The organism is Flavobacterium sp. (assembly GCF_013822155.1).
Taxonomy (GTDB): Bacteria; Bacteroidota; Bacteroidia; order Flavobacteriales; family Flavobacteriaceae; genus Flavobacterium.
The window spans coordinates 1-15,183 of sequence record NZ_PNJW01000010.1 but is presented as its reverse complement, the minus strand read 5'-3'; the positions used below and the strand labels follow the sequence as shown (position 1 = coordinate 15,183).

17 protein-coding genes are annotated in these 15,183 nt (G+C 32.0%); 6 read left to right on the top strand and 11 right to left on the bottom strand.

Going from position 1 to position 15,183, the window contains the following annotated elements:
* Positions 1-14: 14 nt before the first annotated feature.
* From C0512_RS04210 to C0512_RS04190, 5 genes are all read left to right on the top strand, one after another.
* The gene (locus C0512_RS04210) at positions 15-854 is read left to right on the top strand and encodes a DUF5777 family beta-barrel protein (protein WP_290859157.1); all 840 of its coding nucleotides are present in this window, start codon (positions 15-17) and stop codon (positions 852-854) included.
* Between the two features lie 168 nt (positions 855-1,022).
* Entirely contained in the window at positions 1,023-1,964 is a 942-nt protein-coding gene (locus tag C0512_RS04205; RefSeq protein ID WP_290859155.1) for a 4Fe-4S dicluster domain-containing protein, read from the top strand.
* A 19-nt stretch (positions 1,965-1,983) separates the two neighbouring features.
* Positions 1,984-3,360, top strand: coding sequence for an NrfD/PsrC family molybdoenzyme membrane anchor subunit (gene nrfD, locus C0512_RS04200; RefSeq protein WP_290859153.1), 1,377 nt, complete (start codon positions 1,984-1,986; stop codon positions 3,358-3,360).
* A gap of 7 nt (positions 3,361-3,367) precedes the next feature.
* Positions 3,368-3,916 carry a hypothetical protein gene (locus C0512_RS04195; protein ID WP_290859151.1) on the top strand — a complete coding sequence of 183 codons (549 nt, stop codon included), beginning with the start codon at positions 3,368-3,370 and terminating at the stop codon, positions 3,914-3,916.
* Positions 3,917-3,935: 19 nt separating this feature from the next.
* Positions 3,936-4,346 (top strand): cytochrome c, encoded by a 411-nt coding sequence (locus C0512_RS04190; protein ID WP_290859150.1) that lies wholly within the window; start codon positions 3,936-3,938, stop codon positions 4,344-4,346.
* Between the two features lie 81 nt (positions 4,347-4,427).
* Here C0512_RS04190 and C0512_RS04185 read toward each other — a convergent pair whose 3' ends face one another.
* From C0512_RS04185 to C0512_RS04135, 11 genes are all read right to left on the bottom strand, one after another.
* Entirely contained in the window at positions 4,428-4,619 is a 192-nt protein-coding gene (locus C0512_RS04185; RefSeq protein WP_290859148.1) for a DUF6132 family protein, read from the bottom strand.
* Positions 4,620-4,919 carry a thioredoxin gene (gene trxA / locus C0512_RS04180; RefSeq protein ID WP_290859146.1) on the bottom strand — a complete coding sequence of 100 codons (300 nt, stop codon included), beginning with the start codon at positions 4,917-4,919 and terminating at the stop codon, positions 4,620-4,622.
* Between the two features lie 23 nt (positions 4,920-4,942).
* Positions 4,943-5,305, bottom strand: a complete 363-nt coding sequence (locus tag C0512_RS04175) for a rhodanese-like domain-containing protein (protein WP_290859144.1) — start codon at positions 5,303-5,305, stop codon at positions 4,943-4,945.
* Positions 5,306-5,404: 99 nt separating this feature from the next.
* Positions 5,405-6,808 (bottom strand): rhodanese-like domain-containing protein, encoded by a 1,404-nt coding sequence (locus tag C0512_RS04170; protein ID WP_290859142.1) that lies wholly within the window; start codon positions 6,806-6,808, stop codon positions 5,405-5,407.
* A 137-nt stretch (positions 6,809-6,945) separates the two neighbouring features.
* Positions 6,946-8,361, bottom strand: coding sequence for an MBL fold metallo-hydrolase (locus C0512_RS04165; RefSeq protein WP_290859140.1), 1,416 nt, complete (start codon positions 8,359-8,361; stop codon positions 6,946-6,948).
* 215 nt (positions 8,362-8,576) lie between these two features.
* Positions 8,577-9,110, bottom strand: a complete 534-nt coding sequence (locus tag C0512_RS04160) for a porin family protein (protein WP_290859138.1) — start codon at positions 9,108-9,110, stop codon at positions 8,577-8,579.
* Positions 9,111-9,230: 120 nt separating this feature from the next.
* A complete protein-coding gene (locus C0512_RS04155) occupies positions 9,231-10,013 on the bottom strand; it encodes a DUF2490 domain-containing protein (protein ID WP_290859137.1) in 783 nt (260 codons plus the stop codon).
* A gap of 36 nt (positions 10,014-10,049) precedes the next feature.
* Positions 10,050-11,630, bottom strand: a complete 1,581-nt coding sequence (locus C0512_RS04150; protein WP_290859135.1) for a L,D-transpeptidase family protein — start codon at positions 11,628-11,630, stop codon at positions 10,050-10,052.
* Positions 11,631-11,727: 97 nt separating this feature from the next.
* A complete protein-coding gene (locus tag C0512_RS04145; protein ID WP_290859133.1) occupies positions 11,728-12,705 on the bottom strand; it encodes a putative sulfate exporter family transporter in 978 nt (325 codons plus the stop codon).
* A complete protein-coding gene (locus C0512_RS04140; protein ID WP_290859131.1) occupies positions 12,702-13,319 on the bottom strand; it encodes a class I SAM-dependent methyltransferase in 618 nt (205 codons plus the stop codon). Before C0512_RS04140 ends, C0512_RS04145 begins: the two co-directional genes overlap by 4 nt.
* 1 nt (position 13,320) lies before the next feature.
* A complete protein-coding gene (locus C0512_RS04135) occupies positions 13,321-14,121 on the bottom strand; it encodes a sulfite exporter TauE/SafE family protein (protein WP_290859129.1) in 801 nt (266 codons plus the stop codon).
* A 185-nt stretch (positions 14,122-14,306) separates the two neighbouring features.
* Here C0512_RS04135 and C0512_RS04130 point away from each other — a divergent pair.
* Positions 14,307-15,183, top strand: an 877-nt coding sequence (locus C0512_RS04130) for a hypothetical protein (RefSeq protein WP_290859127.1), incomplete at its 3' end; no start/stop codon positions are given.

Genomic DNA, 15,183 nt, shown 5'->3' with positions numbered 1-15,183 from the left:
TTAATAAGATAATCATGAAATTATATAAATTATTCGTTGCAGTTTTGTCTTTTTTTCCTTTGAGCATTTTTGCACAGGAAACAACTGATACTATTGTACCTGTTGAAGTAGAATATGAAAAAGCAGCTTTTGAAAGTTCATCATTAGTAGACAATCAAACTGATAGAGTATATTCAAAAGGTACTGTTGAGTTTATCATGAACCACCGTTTCGGAATGGTTGATGGGTCTAATGATATGATAGGTATTTGGGGTGTTGCCAACATTCGATTGGCATTAACATATGCTGTAACAGACAGAATTACAGTAGGTTTTGGAACATCAAAAGAAAACCGTTTACAAGATTTTAACTTGAAAGCGGCAATTTTCAAACAAACTGTTAATGGTAAAATGCCTTTTAACTTGACCTATTACGGAAATTGGACTGTTAGTGCACTTCCAAAAGAAGAGTTTGAATACACTTCAGACCGTTGGTCATTTTTCAACCAGTTAATACTTACCAGAAGGATGAGCAAATCAGTATCCTTTCTATTGGCCCCAAGTTACTCTCACTACAATTTAGTAGAAAGTACAATGCAAAACGACATGTTGGCTTTAGGAGCCGGAGGTAAATATACGTTTATGCAAGATTTATCAATTATCGTAGATTTTACAACTCCTTTAATGAAGTATGAGCAAAACACACCTAAACCAGGTTTTGGAATCGGGATTGAATATGGTGCTGTTCAACATGCCTTTCAATTATTCATAAGTAATTCAAAAGGTATTGTAAACCAACAAAATATCATGTACAACCAAAACGAATTTTTTAATGGTGAATTCATGATAGGCTTCAACATTATGAAATCTTGGTAGTCAAAAATTCATATAATTCAGCAAAAGAAATCTAACTTTTACTCAAATCGATTTTCTTTTGCTGAATTGTTTTTTTAAAAAAATATTGAGCGTTCAAATCTAAAATTGAATTTTTTGAATACCAAATTCAGCTCAATAGAAATTAATTCAATACTAATCAATAAAATTATGGCAACTGAAGATAACAACAAATCAAACCGTAGGAATTTCCTAAAATTAGGAGCCTTGGGAGGAATTGCATTAGCCGGAACGGCTATTACAAGTGCTATTTCTGATAATGAAATTCCAAAAACTACCGGCAAAAAAGTTAAAGTGCTAACCGCTGATGGTAAATTGATAGAAATCGATAGTTCACATGTTGATCACCATGCGGCAAATGATAAATTTACAAAAGAAGAAGTTCGGCAAGGAATTGAAGGTAAAAAATTCATACGCGTAATTGATTTAGGTAGATGTGCCAATGAAAGAAAATGCATTGAAGGATGTCAAACTGCTCATCATATCTTAGCTCCTATTGAATACATTAAGGTAAAAAAAATGCAGGATTCTCCTTTGGCTTCACCTTATTGGTTCCCGACCATGTGTTATCATTGTGATAATCCACCTTGTACAAAAGTATGTCCCGTAGATGCAACATTTAAACGTTCAGATGGTATTGTTGCGGTAGATGCAGATCGATGCATTGGCTGTAAATTTTGTATGGCAGCTTGTCCTTATTCAGCCCGTACTTTCAATTTTGGAAGACCCGAACAAGTTAAATTTACTGAAGAGCACAAAAATGACACTTCGGCTGAAAATTTCTGTGCAACTCCTTATGCACAAGAAGGGACTGTTGCAAAATGTGATTTTTGTACAGACCGTTCCGCTCAAGGTTTACTTCCGGCATGCGTTGTTGAATGTCCTAATGGTGCAATATTTCATGGAGATGAATTAGAAGATGTTGTCACTAACGGTGAAGATACCTTTAGACTTAAAAAATTATTAGAAGACAGAGCCGGGTATCGACAATTTGAAGAATTGGGAACAAAACCAAGGGTTTATTATTTACCTCCGGTAAAACGTAATTTCCCGTTTGAAGATGCCACTGAAGCTCATAATACCAAAGAGTAAATCTTTAAAAATTTAAATTATGTCTAAAGATATTATTAAAACAGATTCAACACAATACGAAACCTTTACACAGGAAGAGTATATGGTTATGAAAAATGATTTACTTCGCCCAATTGAAAAAATTGGTAAAGCCGGTAAAATATGGATTGGTTTTCTTCTACTGGTTTGTTTAGCGGGAGTATATGCCTATTATATTCAAGAAACCAAAAGTAAATATGTAACTGTTTCACTAAGAGATTATACCATGTGGGGCGTTTATATATCAAACTTTGTGTTTTTTGTAGCCCTAAGTTTAGTTGGTGTTTTGATGTCAGCAGTGTTGAAACTCACTCATTTTGAATGGTACAGACCGCTTTCGAGAATTGCAGAAGTTATTGCAGTAGGAGCAATTATGCTCGCTGGTGTAAGTATTGTTGCTGCTATGGGAAGACCCGATCGATTGTATTTTTTAGTCACACATGGCCGGATTCAATCTCCTATTATTTGGGATATTATAGTCATTATGACCTATTTAGTGACAAGTTTAATCTTACTGTTTATTCCATTAATACCTTCTTTGTCAACTTGCAAAAATCATTTGAAAAATTTACCAAAATGGCAATTAAAAATGTATAGTTTTCTATCATTTGGTTGGGAAGGAAGTCCTGAACAATGGAAAATACTTAAAAAAACAGTTAGAGTATTGACTATTTTAGTTATTCCGCTAGGTATATCGATTCACACTGTTACTGCATGGCTTTTTGCCACAACGTTACGATCTGAATGGGATAGTACAAATTTTGGAGCCTATTTTGTTTCCGGAGCCTTTTTATTAGGAGTAGCCGCAATGATTATTGCAATATTCATTTTCAGAAAGGCATATAAATTAGAAAAATATCTTACAGATATGCATTTTGATAAATTAGGAAAAGCGATGGTCTTGATGGGATTAATCTATGCCTATTTTAATATCAATGAATATTTAGTTCCAGCCTATAAAATGTCAGGATTACATGCCAATCATTTGTTGAACTTATTTGTTGGTGAAGAAGCTCTTTTTTATTGGTCAGTTGTGTTTTTTGGTATTGTAGTTCCCAGTATATTTCCATTATTCAAAGCAATGAGAAAACCATTACCGCTTACTATCATAGCAATTGCTGTATTTATAGCCGGGTGGTGGAAACGCTATCTAATTGTAATCCCTGGATTATCTTCACCCTATTTACCTATTCAAGATGTCCCAGCTTCTTGGACCCATTATAGTCCTAGTTTGATTGAATGGACAATTGTTGCTTCAACCTTTGCTGCGATGTTACTAATTGTTACACTATTTTCAAGATATTTTCCTATCATTTCCGTTTGGGAAGTTGCTGAAGGTAAATTAGAAGGAAAAGAAGAAATTTTTAACTATAAATAATCCAGAGATGAAAAAATTTAAATATTTCTTAGTAAATTGTGCTCTGTTTTTGAGTATTGCAAGTGTCTTTGGACAAGAAAAAGAAGCTGTTATTACACTGTCATTTGAAAAAGTAGACTCTGTTAATGTTTGCAAAGCATTAGTCACTTCAGAAGGTAAACCTGTCCAGGAAGTTAGCGTTGGTTTATTTGTAAAAAGATTATATAGTAATTTGGCTATTGGCGAGCCTATTGCAACAGATTCTATCGGTGAAGCCAGTTTTGAAGTACCACAAGATATTCCTTCACCTGATGGTAAGTTAGTTTTCATTGCAAAAATCGAAGATGATGAGAACTACATGAATACTGAAACAAAAAGTGAAATAAAATGGGGCATGATAATTGCAAGTGATAACTCGAATGTAGGTGAACGTTCTATTTCAGGAGGAAGGGATAAAGCTCCGATATATTTTATAGTTGCGTCATTATTAGCAATCGGAATTGTATGGGGAACATTATTTTATGCCGTATTTCAAATTTTTAGAATTAGAAAATTAAGAACAATAAATAAAGATTAACCCAATAAATAAATTACAAATGAAAAAATTAAAACAGATTATTTTCGGATTTACACTTGTTGCTGCCTTGTTCGTTAGTCAAACAAACAATGCTCAAGCAAAACCAAAAGGAAAAGAATGGAAAGTTCCTGCAGCAGATGCAAAATTAAAAAGTCCAATAAAAGCGGATGAAAATGCAATTAAAGAAGGAAAAGCAATTTGGGCAAGAGAATGTAAATCCTGTCACGGAGTAAAAGGTTTAGGTGACGGAACAAAAGCAGAAAAAATTGATATCTCCTGTGGTGATTTTACTTCAAAAGAATTTAAAGCAAAAACAGACGGTGAATTATATTATTATACTACTGCCGGAAGAAAACCAATGCCTTCATTCAAAGAAAAATTAAGTAATACTGAACGTTGGCAGTTAGTGGCTTATATGAGAACATTATAAGAAATAAATCCTTCGTTAATTAAGTTGAAATTAGAAAGCTCTTTTGAAGAATAATCAAAAGAGCTTTTTTTATTATTTAAATTATTTCTCAGTTTTCACAAACAAATTAAACAACAGTCCGCCCATTAAACTTCCATATAATGTACTGTTCAATGGTTTAGACGTGATGGAACAAGTTCCACTGGCACAACCTACAAAATGATAATATAAATAACCGGAAATTGCACCGACTAGTACTCCAATAGCGGTAATTATGATTGCTTTTTTGTTCATTTAATTGCTTTTTTCCTGTATAATTTGAATAATTTGTTCTTTAGATAACACCCCGGATTGTCGCCACAATTGTTTACCCTTTTTAAAAAGCATCATCGTAGGAACTCCCCTCACTTGGTATTGTGCCGCTAACTGTTCATTCTTATCCACATCAATTTTAATAATCGAAATTTGATCTTCTAAACTATCTTTAACTTCTTTTAAAATTGGTGCAAGCATTTGACAAGGTCCACACCATGTTGCAAAAAAATCAACAAGAACAGGTGTTTCTGAATTGATTATATCCTGAAAAGTCTTCATAAGTTAAACTTTTATTTTAAAATTTATTTCCAACTCAAAAATCCGCCTTCTAAGTCAATCACTTGAATAAATCCTAATTCAATCATTTTTTTTGCAGCTTTTTGGCTTCTGGCACCACTTCTACAATAGACATAAACCGGTTTGGTTTTGTCTAATTTTTGAATCTCTGCTTCAAATGATTCATCATTTACATTTATATTTGAAGCTTTTGGAATGGCTCCTTCTAAAAATTCCTCAGGTGTTCTAACATCGATAAGTTGTACTTCTCCTTTTGCAATTTCAGTTTTGAATTCTGTTACCGGAATTACTTTTATTTTAGAATTATTTTGCGATTGACATGAAATTGTCATTATAGCAATTACTAACAATAAGGCTAATTTTTTCATATTTTTTTATTTTTAGGTTCTAAGGCACTAAGGTTCTGAGGTACTAAGCGGTGTCTAAAAAAACCTTAGAACCTTAGTGCCTCAGTAACTCAGCACATTCTACAAAGTACTTGGACAAACATAAGCTGTCCGTTTTATCGTTGTATTTTTTATGGCTGCATAGCCACCTTTCACATCAATTACATTATGATATCCTCTGGATTTTAAGATGGAAGCTGCAATCATACTTCGATACCCTCCGGCACAATGAATGTAAAACGGTTCTTCCTTAGGAAACTGAACCAAATGTTCATTTAAAAAATCCAAAGGAGCTGAAGGCACATCAACAATATGTTCAGACGCATATTCACCCGGTTTTCTTACATCAAAGACAGGAACATGAAGTTTCATGTTTTCTTCTAAAACTTCTGCATCAACGGTTGACACGGTATCATATTCCATTCCTGCTTTTTTCCATGTTTCAAATCCACCTTTTAAATAGCCAATGGTGTTATCGTATCCCACACGGGCTAATCGGGTGATGGTTTCGTTTTCTTTCCCTTCCGGAGTTACCAATAAAATAGGCTGTTTATAATCTAAAATCAAAGCACCTACCCAAGGAGCAAAACCACCATCCAGTCCAATAAAAATTGATTTTGGAATATGCCCTTTAGCAAAATCATCTTGATGGCGAACATCTAACACTAAAGCTTCCGTTTCGTTGGCTACGGTTTCAAAAACTTTTGGCTCAAAAGCTTTAGCTTCATTGATTATATTCTCCACATTACCATAACCTTCTTTGTTCATTTGAACATTCATTGGAAAATAAGCCGGTGGTGGTAATAAACCATCCGTTACTTCCCTAACAAATTCTTCTTTAGTCATGTTTGCCCGTAAAGCATAATTGGTTGCCTTCTGATCGCCTATGCTTCCCACGGTTTCCTTACTTAAATTTTTACCACAGGCAGAACCTGCACCGTGAGCCGGGTAAACAATTACATCATCTGCTAAGGTCATTATTTTAGTTCGCAAACTATCATATAATAAACCGGCTAATTGTTCTTGTGTCATATCGGCTGCTTTTTGAGCTAAATCGGGTCGGCCCACATCGCCTAAAAATAAAGTGTCTCCACTAAAAATAGCATAATCTTTACCGTTTTTATCTTTCAATAAATATGTTGTACTTTCCATAGTATGACCAGGAGTATGCAAAGCTGTGATTGTAATTTCACCTAATTTAAAAACTTCACCATCTTTAGCAATATGAGCTTTAAAAGTTGGGCTTGCCGTTGGACCAAAAATAATTGGAGCATTTGTTTTTTCTGATAAAGTAACATGACCACTCACAAAATCTGCATGAAAATGTGTTTCAAAAATGTACTTTATTTTTGCGTTATTTTGTTCCGCTTTATCAAGATAAGGTTGAACTTCTCTCAATGGGTCAATGATTGCTACTTCACCTTTACTTTCAATATAATAAGCTCCTTGTGCTAAACAACCGGTATAAATTTGTTCTATTTTCATATCAATTTTATTAAGAAATGTAAAATTACAATACAATAAAAATATGTGCTGTAACTTTAGTTACAAATATAACGAAAATTAAAAAAGCTCTATCTAAACAGACAGAGCTTTAGCATTATATTATGTTTTATTTATAATTATAAAAGCGTTGTTGGACAAACATAATCCGTGATAGGAACAGTTGTTTTTTTAATTTCACCAAAACCGCCAATCACGTCTGTGAAATTTTCAAATCCGCGTTGTTTTAAAATGGAAGCGGCAATCATGCTTCGATAACCTCCGGCACAACTCAACACAAACGGTTTGTCTTTTGGAATTTCTGCCATTCGATTACTAATTTCGTTTAGTGGAATATTGATGGCATTCTCAACATGTTCTGAAAGATATTCACTTTTCTTTCTCACATCAATTAAAATGACTTTTTTATGTCCCATTTGAACGGCTAATTCTTCTGCTGTAATTCTGTTTGATTGATCAATTTCCTTTCCTGATTTTAGCCATGAATCAAAACCACCGTCTAAATAACCAATTGCGTGGTCATAACCAACACGGGATAATCGAATAATGCTTTCCTCTTCTTTACCGGGATAAGTAACTAATAAAATTTCTTGTTTTATATCCGCAATGAGTTCTCCAACCCACATCGCAAAATTACTTTCTAAACCAATATTGATGCTGTTTGGAATAAATCCTTTGGCAAAATCTTCGGGACGACGTGTATCTAAAATTAAAGCTCTCGTTTCATTTGCAACTACTTCAAATTCATTAGGATTAAATGCTTTTTTACCTCTTTCCATTACTAAATCCAAACTTTCATATCCTTGAATATTCATCAAAACATTTTTTGGAAAATACCCCGGTGGATTAGTTAATCCGGTTAGCAATTCTTTTACAAATTCATCTTCTGTCATATCAGGACGCAAAGCATAATTTGTTTTCTTTTGATTGCCCAATGTATCGGTTGTTTCTTTGCTCATCATTTTTCCACAAGCAGAACCGGCACCATGATTTGGATATACAATTAAATCGTCAGACAAGGGCATAATTTTAGTTCGCAAGGAATGGAACAAATGACGGGCTAATTTATCTTGCGTCAAATCTGCAATGACATGTTGAGCCAAATCAGGTCGTCCCACATCACCAATGAACAACGTGTCGCCACTAATTATTCCATGTTCTTTGCCCGTTTCATCAATCAGTAAATAAGTCGTACTTTCCATCGTGTGCCCAGGAGTATGAAGCACTTTCACTTGATAATTACCCACTTTAAACACTTGATTGTCTTCCGCTACTAAAGCTTCAAAACCGGGTTTAGCGGTTGGTCCATAAACAATTGTTGCTCCTTCTTTTTTAGCTAAATCTAAATGTCCGGAAACAAAATCAGCATGAAAATGAGTTTCAAAAACATACTTTATTTTAGCATTGTCTTTTCGAGCTCTATCAATGTAAGGCTGAACTTCCCGCAAAGGATCAAAAATGGCTACTTCGCCATTATTTTCTAAATAATACGCTGCATGAGCAATGCATCCGGTATAAATTTGTTCTATTTTCATGTTTTAAAATTTATGTAAAATTAAAATAAGTTAATCTGAAAAATGATGACATTAATCAGTTTGTTATTTACAAATTTAAAACTTTACTTATTTTGAATTAGTAACTTTTGTTAAATAGCTATTTGGAAATTATTAAAAAAAAAGTCGCCTGAATATAAATTCAGACAACTTTTAAATTAGTAATAATCAAAAAATATTTTCTTTATAACTACCGGTTAAAATTTATAGGATATTCCAAATTGTAATACATTGTTTTTTACACTATCTCCTTCTTTAAAGACATCCGTTGTTCCAAAATTATATCTAAGTCCTATATCAAACTTATCAAATAACTCTACCCCTAAACCTGCTCCAATTGAAATATCAGTAGTTTCAACACTGTCTTTAATATCATCAGAACCGCTTTTTGCACTCATTAAAAATCCAAATTGCGGACCGGCTTCTAAATAAAGAATTTTTAATAAGTTTAATTTCGCCATAATTGGCACATTTAAGTAATCTAATTTTACATCATCTCCACCGTCAAAAGCAGAACCTTGTGTGGAATAAACCAACTCCGGTTGAATAGACATAAACACAATGTCAATCTCAGCTAATGCACCGACATGAAACCCTGACAAGGCTTTATTGCCATCTAATCCAGATAATGTAGCACTGTTATAACCTCCTTTTAATCCAAACTGAACTACTTGAGCTTGAACCGTAGAAAAAGAAAATAAAACGATAATTGCAAAAATTAATTTTTTCATACTATTTGTTGTTTAAGATTCTATCAAATATAGTAAATAATAAATTATCGTAATAAAAAGTTGACTAATTTTTAAATAAAAAGTTTACAAACTTCAAGAAAAATTTCCTTTGAAAACAACTTAATAAGCCTGAATACTTCCACTTTTGCGTTTCAAGGCATAAATTAAATCATTAAAAATTAGCGTTGTAGATAGAACATTATACATTTTATCGGTTGCATTTCTTGGCAAATATTCATTCATATAAGTCAACTCAAATTGGATAGTATCCGTAAACGAATAACCTAATCCTAATGTAAAACGATTTCGGTCAAAAAAACCTTCGCCGGTAGTAGAGCCTTTGGTTTTAAAAACCAATTCCTCTGAAGCAATTCCATATAACGATCCTTTCCCAATCTGCACATACGAAATTGGGTAAACTAATTTGACCATTTCCCGAAAACGATAAACGATATCAACAGTTCCTTCTGCATTTCCGAGTATTCTGTCTTCTATCCGCAATCTATTGGTAAGCACATAATCGGTTCTATTAATATAATAAATACCTTGAAAAGCAAATCGAACTTCTGGAGATTTTTTTTGAGAAATTTCAGGTACATCCCGATTATAGAAAAAAGCCGCAAATCCGGATAATTTCCATTTTTTATTGGCAAAATAATGAAGCCAAAGACGAGCAGAAATTTGTGAATTTTTATAAAACGGATTGTTCTCTTCTTCCCCACTTGTAAAACCTTGACCTAAATCAAATTCCATTGCCGTAAGTCTACCAATATTTCTATTAAACTGAAATTCATTGGTAAATTGATTTTCAGTTTGCGAAAACAAATTGAATGAACTAAAGAATAATATGACAATAAAATTAATTGCTTTAAAATGGAAAACAAGTAAGGATTTTTTAATCATCACATTTAATTTATTAAAAATCAATAATTATATTATTTATTCTGTATAAATCAATTTTAATAATCGTTTATCTCTTTCATAAATATCATCATAAAAATTAATTTCGCCATTTGTATTCACCCATGCCGTAAAATAACCTATGTAAACCGGAATTTTATTTTTTAACGTATACCATTTCTCTTTCCCTGAATTCATAGCTGCATCTATTTTTTCCGTTGTCCAATTTGGATCATCTTTTAAAATGGTGAGAGCTAAATCTCTTGCTTTTCCAACACGAATACATCCATGACTGAAAGCTCTGGTTTCTTTTTCAAATAAACTTTTAGCAGGTGTATCATGCAAATAGATATTATTGGAATTTGGAAAAATAAATTTAACTAAACCTAACGAATTATTTTTACCGGGTTTTTGTCGAATATTACCATTATTCCACTCCATATTATGGGAAGCCAAATAATTTTTGTTTTTAGCCATAGCCGGTTTAATTTCTTTTTTGATAATACTTGTTGGTACATTCCAATACGGACTAAAAACAATATAACTCATAGAGCCACTGAAAATTACGGTTTTATTCATTGCCTTACCAACTACGACAGGCGAAACTAATTCCTGTTTACCGTTTCTAACAAAAAACAATTTATAAGAAGGAATATTTACCACCACATATTCATTTGCTTTGACCATTTCAGGCGATAACCAACGACAACGTTCCATATTCACCAAAATCTTTTTTATCCGTTCAGTAACAGAAATGTTCAATAATTTAATCGTTGAAAGTTCTATTTTATCTGTTGGATTTTTACCATTCTGTTGTTGAAACTTCTGAATTGCTTCTACCAATTCATTGTCATACATAGTACTCTGATTATTTTGTTTGAGTTCGCCGGTTATAAATAATCGGTCTCTGATTTGGCGAATTGCAACAGCAGAATCACCCGGTTTAAAAACCTTGAAATCAGCATTAACTTCTACGTTCACCCAACCCCCTTTTTTTTCTATTTCACGATATTTTTGAAGTACATCGCGTAATTTGTAGTATTGATAAAATAGTACTTTTTTCTGTTTACTAATATCGTCAGGATGAAGCATTATCGAATCCAACAAGCTGGTATACGAAATTTGCTTACGAGGTAATAACCATTCCAATGATTTGGAAGTTTCTTCATCGATACCCTTAACTACTTTTTCAGCATAAAAAATATACAACGTGGTAATTAAGAGCTCCGAATCTGTTTGTGATAACTTATTGTCAACAGTCTCTTCAAAAATACTATCAATTATACTTTCATAAGGAAAAACGGCAACGACTCCTTCTTTATCAAGTTCTTTAAATCTACTGTAAAGCGTATTCCCAAGTTCAATAATTCCCTTATCATCATACCAAATCTGGTTATATTGATGTTTTTGGTATAATTCAAAAACATCTTTTTCATACTGCTGAACTTTTGGATACGATTTAAAAAAAGATTTGATGGTTAAACTATCAACCGGAATATTGCTTTTTTGAAAAGCTATTTCACTATTTTTAGCAATTAACTCTTTCTTGTCTTTTGAGTTACAGGAAATTGTTGGCATTCCTAAAACTACAATTAAGAGTAACAAATATAAATTTCGCATTGTTTAAATTTTTTGATAAAATTAGAACAAACTAAATTTCTATTGTAGTTTTTTCTTTGAAAAGATTATTATCAAATAAAAAAATACTAAGAAATCATTAATTCTTAAACAATAAAAAACCAATGAATACCAAAAATAGTTGAATAATAAAAAGTAGTAATCCAAACACCAATCCTCGTTTACCCGATTGTAACAATGCTGCAAAACTAACTCTAAGTCCAATTGCAATCATTGCGAATGTTAAAATTATTTTTCCAATTTCTGAAGCTCCGTCAATAACTAATTTTGGAAAATCAAAAATAGAAACAATAATTGTTATTGCCATAAAAGACCATAAATACCATGGTAATTGCAGGTGTTGTTTCCAATTTTTACCGGAATTACGTTGTGTGAGATAATTAAAGAAAATTAAACCAGGGGAAAGCAGTGCTACTCGTGCCAATTTTATGGCCAATGATTGTTCCCCAATTTCAGAAGTCATAGCATATCCGGCTCCCACTACATTGCCCACAGAATGCAACGTTCCTCCAAGAATCAAGCTACTGTGCAACGTTGAAAAAGAAAAAGCAGTTAACAAAAGAGGTAAAACTAACATTCCTATTGTGCCATATAAATTGACAACAGCCATTGCCACCCCAACATCTTCTTTATTTTTATTAATACTGGGAGCTAAAGCTACAATAGCACTAGATCCACAAATTGCAGTACCAAACCCCACTAACCATCCTACAGAGCTCGGACAATTCATTTTCTTGGCCAAATAAACAGTAATAAGTAACATTGAAAAAACGACAAATCCAATAATGATAAAACTTTCCCAACCCAATTTTCCCATGTGGGTATAATTGATGCCAAAAGCTAAAAAAACAATCGATAATTCAAGCATTTTAGAGCCCATAAAAGCAATTCCGGGTTGAAAATAAAGCGGTATTTTAACTGTATTTCCTAGTACAATTCCAAATAATAGCCCAAGAAGAATGCTGTTTAAAAAAGAAAAAAAATGTGTTGAAATGAACACAACAATTGCGATTGCAAGTGTAAATAAAATACCGGAAAAATTCGTTTTTTGTATCATTTTTTACGAAATACACAAAAGATAAAATGTTGTTCTGATTGCATAGGCGTATTATGAATTACTTCACGGAAGTTAACCAATTCAAAATTACGTTCAAAAACGGCACTCATTTCCTTTTCATTATATTGTTTTATTTCAATCCCTGAACATTTTAACGGACCATTTTTTGAAAAGGTTCCAATAACCATTATTCCCTTTTCAGAAATATTGTCAGCGGCAATTTCAGCATATTTTTTTACATAGTTAGGTTCTGTCAGAAAGTGAAAAACAGCCCGATCATGCCAAAAATCATATTTTTTGGAGGGTTTAAATTCAGTAATATCTGATGTAATCCAATGGACTTTTTCCGCTTTAGATTCTAAACGATTCTGCACTCTTTGCAAGGCCTTTTCTGAAATATCTAACACACTAATATCAGTATAATTTTGATTTAAAAGAAAATCTACCAAATAACTGTCTCCTCCACCAATATCAATAATCGCCCTATCTTTTTCTATTCCGAACTCTGATATAATTGTTAGACTTACTTCCGGAACAGCCTGATACCAACTAACTTCTTCAAATTTTTTGGTTTCATAAATAGTTTCCCAATGTTGTTTTCTTGTTTTTTCCATATTACAAAACTAATTCTTTCAAAATGATATAAAAACCCATTATTAAAACAAACCAACCAAAACCGGTTTTCAATTTTTCACCGGAAATAAATTTTGAGATATAATTACCAATAAAAATTCCAACCACAGAGAACAAAGAAAAGAAAAATAATAAATTCCAATCAAAATCCTGATTAGAACTTAAATCACCTAAAAAGCCAATTAATGATTGTGATGCAATTATCAATAAAGATGTTCCAACCGCAATTTTCATGGGTGTTTTAGCCAAGAAAAAAAGTGCCGGAATAATTAAAAAACCACCACCCGCTCCCACAAAACCAGCCACAAGTCCGATCCATAACCCTTGAAAAATGATTTGAAAAAAATTAATCTCTCTTTTGGTTTCAACATCAATTATTTTTATTGGTTTTATCATTCGAATGGAGGCAAAAATCATCACTATTGCAAACAAAATCATTATAAAAACTGATTTTGTTACGGAAAAAGAAGAAGTGGAAAAAAGAACATCCGGAATGTTTGGAACAATATATTTACGAGTAATAAAAACAGCTAAGATTGTTGGGATTCCAAAAAGAAGAACTTTTTTAAAATCCACTAACTTTTGTCTGGCCTTTTGAATGCCTCCTACTAAAGCGGTAACACCCACTATAAATAAAGAATATGCTGTTGCTAAAACAGGTTCCACCTTCAAGATATAAACTAAAATTGGCACCGATAAAATTGAACCGCCACTTCCAATCAAACCTAATGAAATACCTACCAATACTGCTAAAAAACAACCAATAAACTGAGAAAAATCCATAAAAAATGTTTAAACAAAAGTAAAGGTTTACTTTTTTTTCAAAGTAACTTTTGTTACATATAAATATAATAAAAAAAAGCTTAAATTTGAATAGAAATAAGAAGACAAGGAATAATTTTCTTAGCCTATTTTCAGCTATCTATTTGTTAAATAAACGAATAAAAAACCAAATTCATTAGTAACCAATGAAAATAAATAAACTGCTTTTTTTTCTTTTTTTATGCCTTTCTTTAAGTGCTATAGCACAAGATAAAACCAATGAAACAGATTCTTCTAAAATTAGTTTAGATGATTTAAAATTAGATTATTATCTTGATTTAAATCAATTGACAAAAGCAGGAAAGATTTCTAGTCAATCAAATTACGACAATAATTTATTGATTAGAAATCAAAATATTTTATTCAATTTAATTGAAATAGAAATTCAAAAAGCAAAAAACATTTTAAAACAAGGCGTTGATTATAAGGGCTTTACACTTGAATTAGATTATGTTGTGGAGCTTAAAAAGTCCGCACTAATGGGTGTTATTGATCAAGATGAAAATTACTTAACCTATCGAAATTTGACAGTAACTTCCTTAATGTTGAACGAAATTTCAAATCGGATTGAAAATCAGTTAATAAAAATAAAAGGAAACAATGATGTTTTAAGTAGTAGTCAAAATAAAATCGATTCCTTATTCACTTCAAAAGAACTCTATATTTCGCCTAAAGATACTGCTGCCAGAACAATCTATTTTAATCAATTCATGCAATTAAATGGTGATTATAAAGAAATCAATACCCTTTTAAGAAATGGTTTAGACAGCATTCATAAACTTGAAATATTGGGTTCAAAATTTAAATTCAGTTTACAATCAGATATCATTGAAATTAATAATTTAAAAAGAACCGAACTCGACGCATTATTTTCTAAAAAATTTAACTTGTTTTCCAAAAGCCAAGAAAAAGAAAACTTTATTTCAACATTTATTTATTCTCTTAAAAAGGAAATATTATTATTACTCTTTTATGCTTTTAATCATTTTGATTTCTTCATTATTTTATTTCTTGCATTTTTAG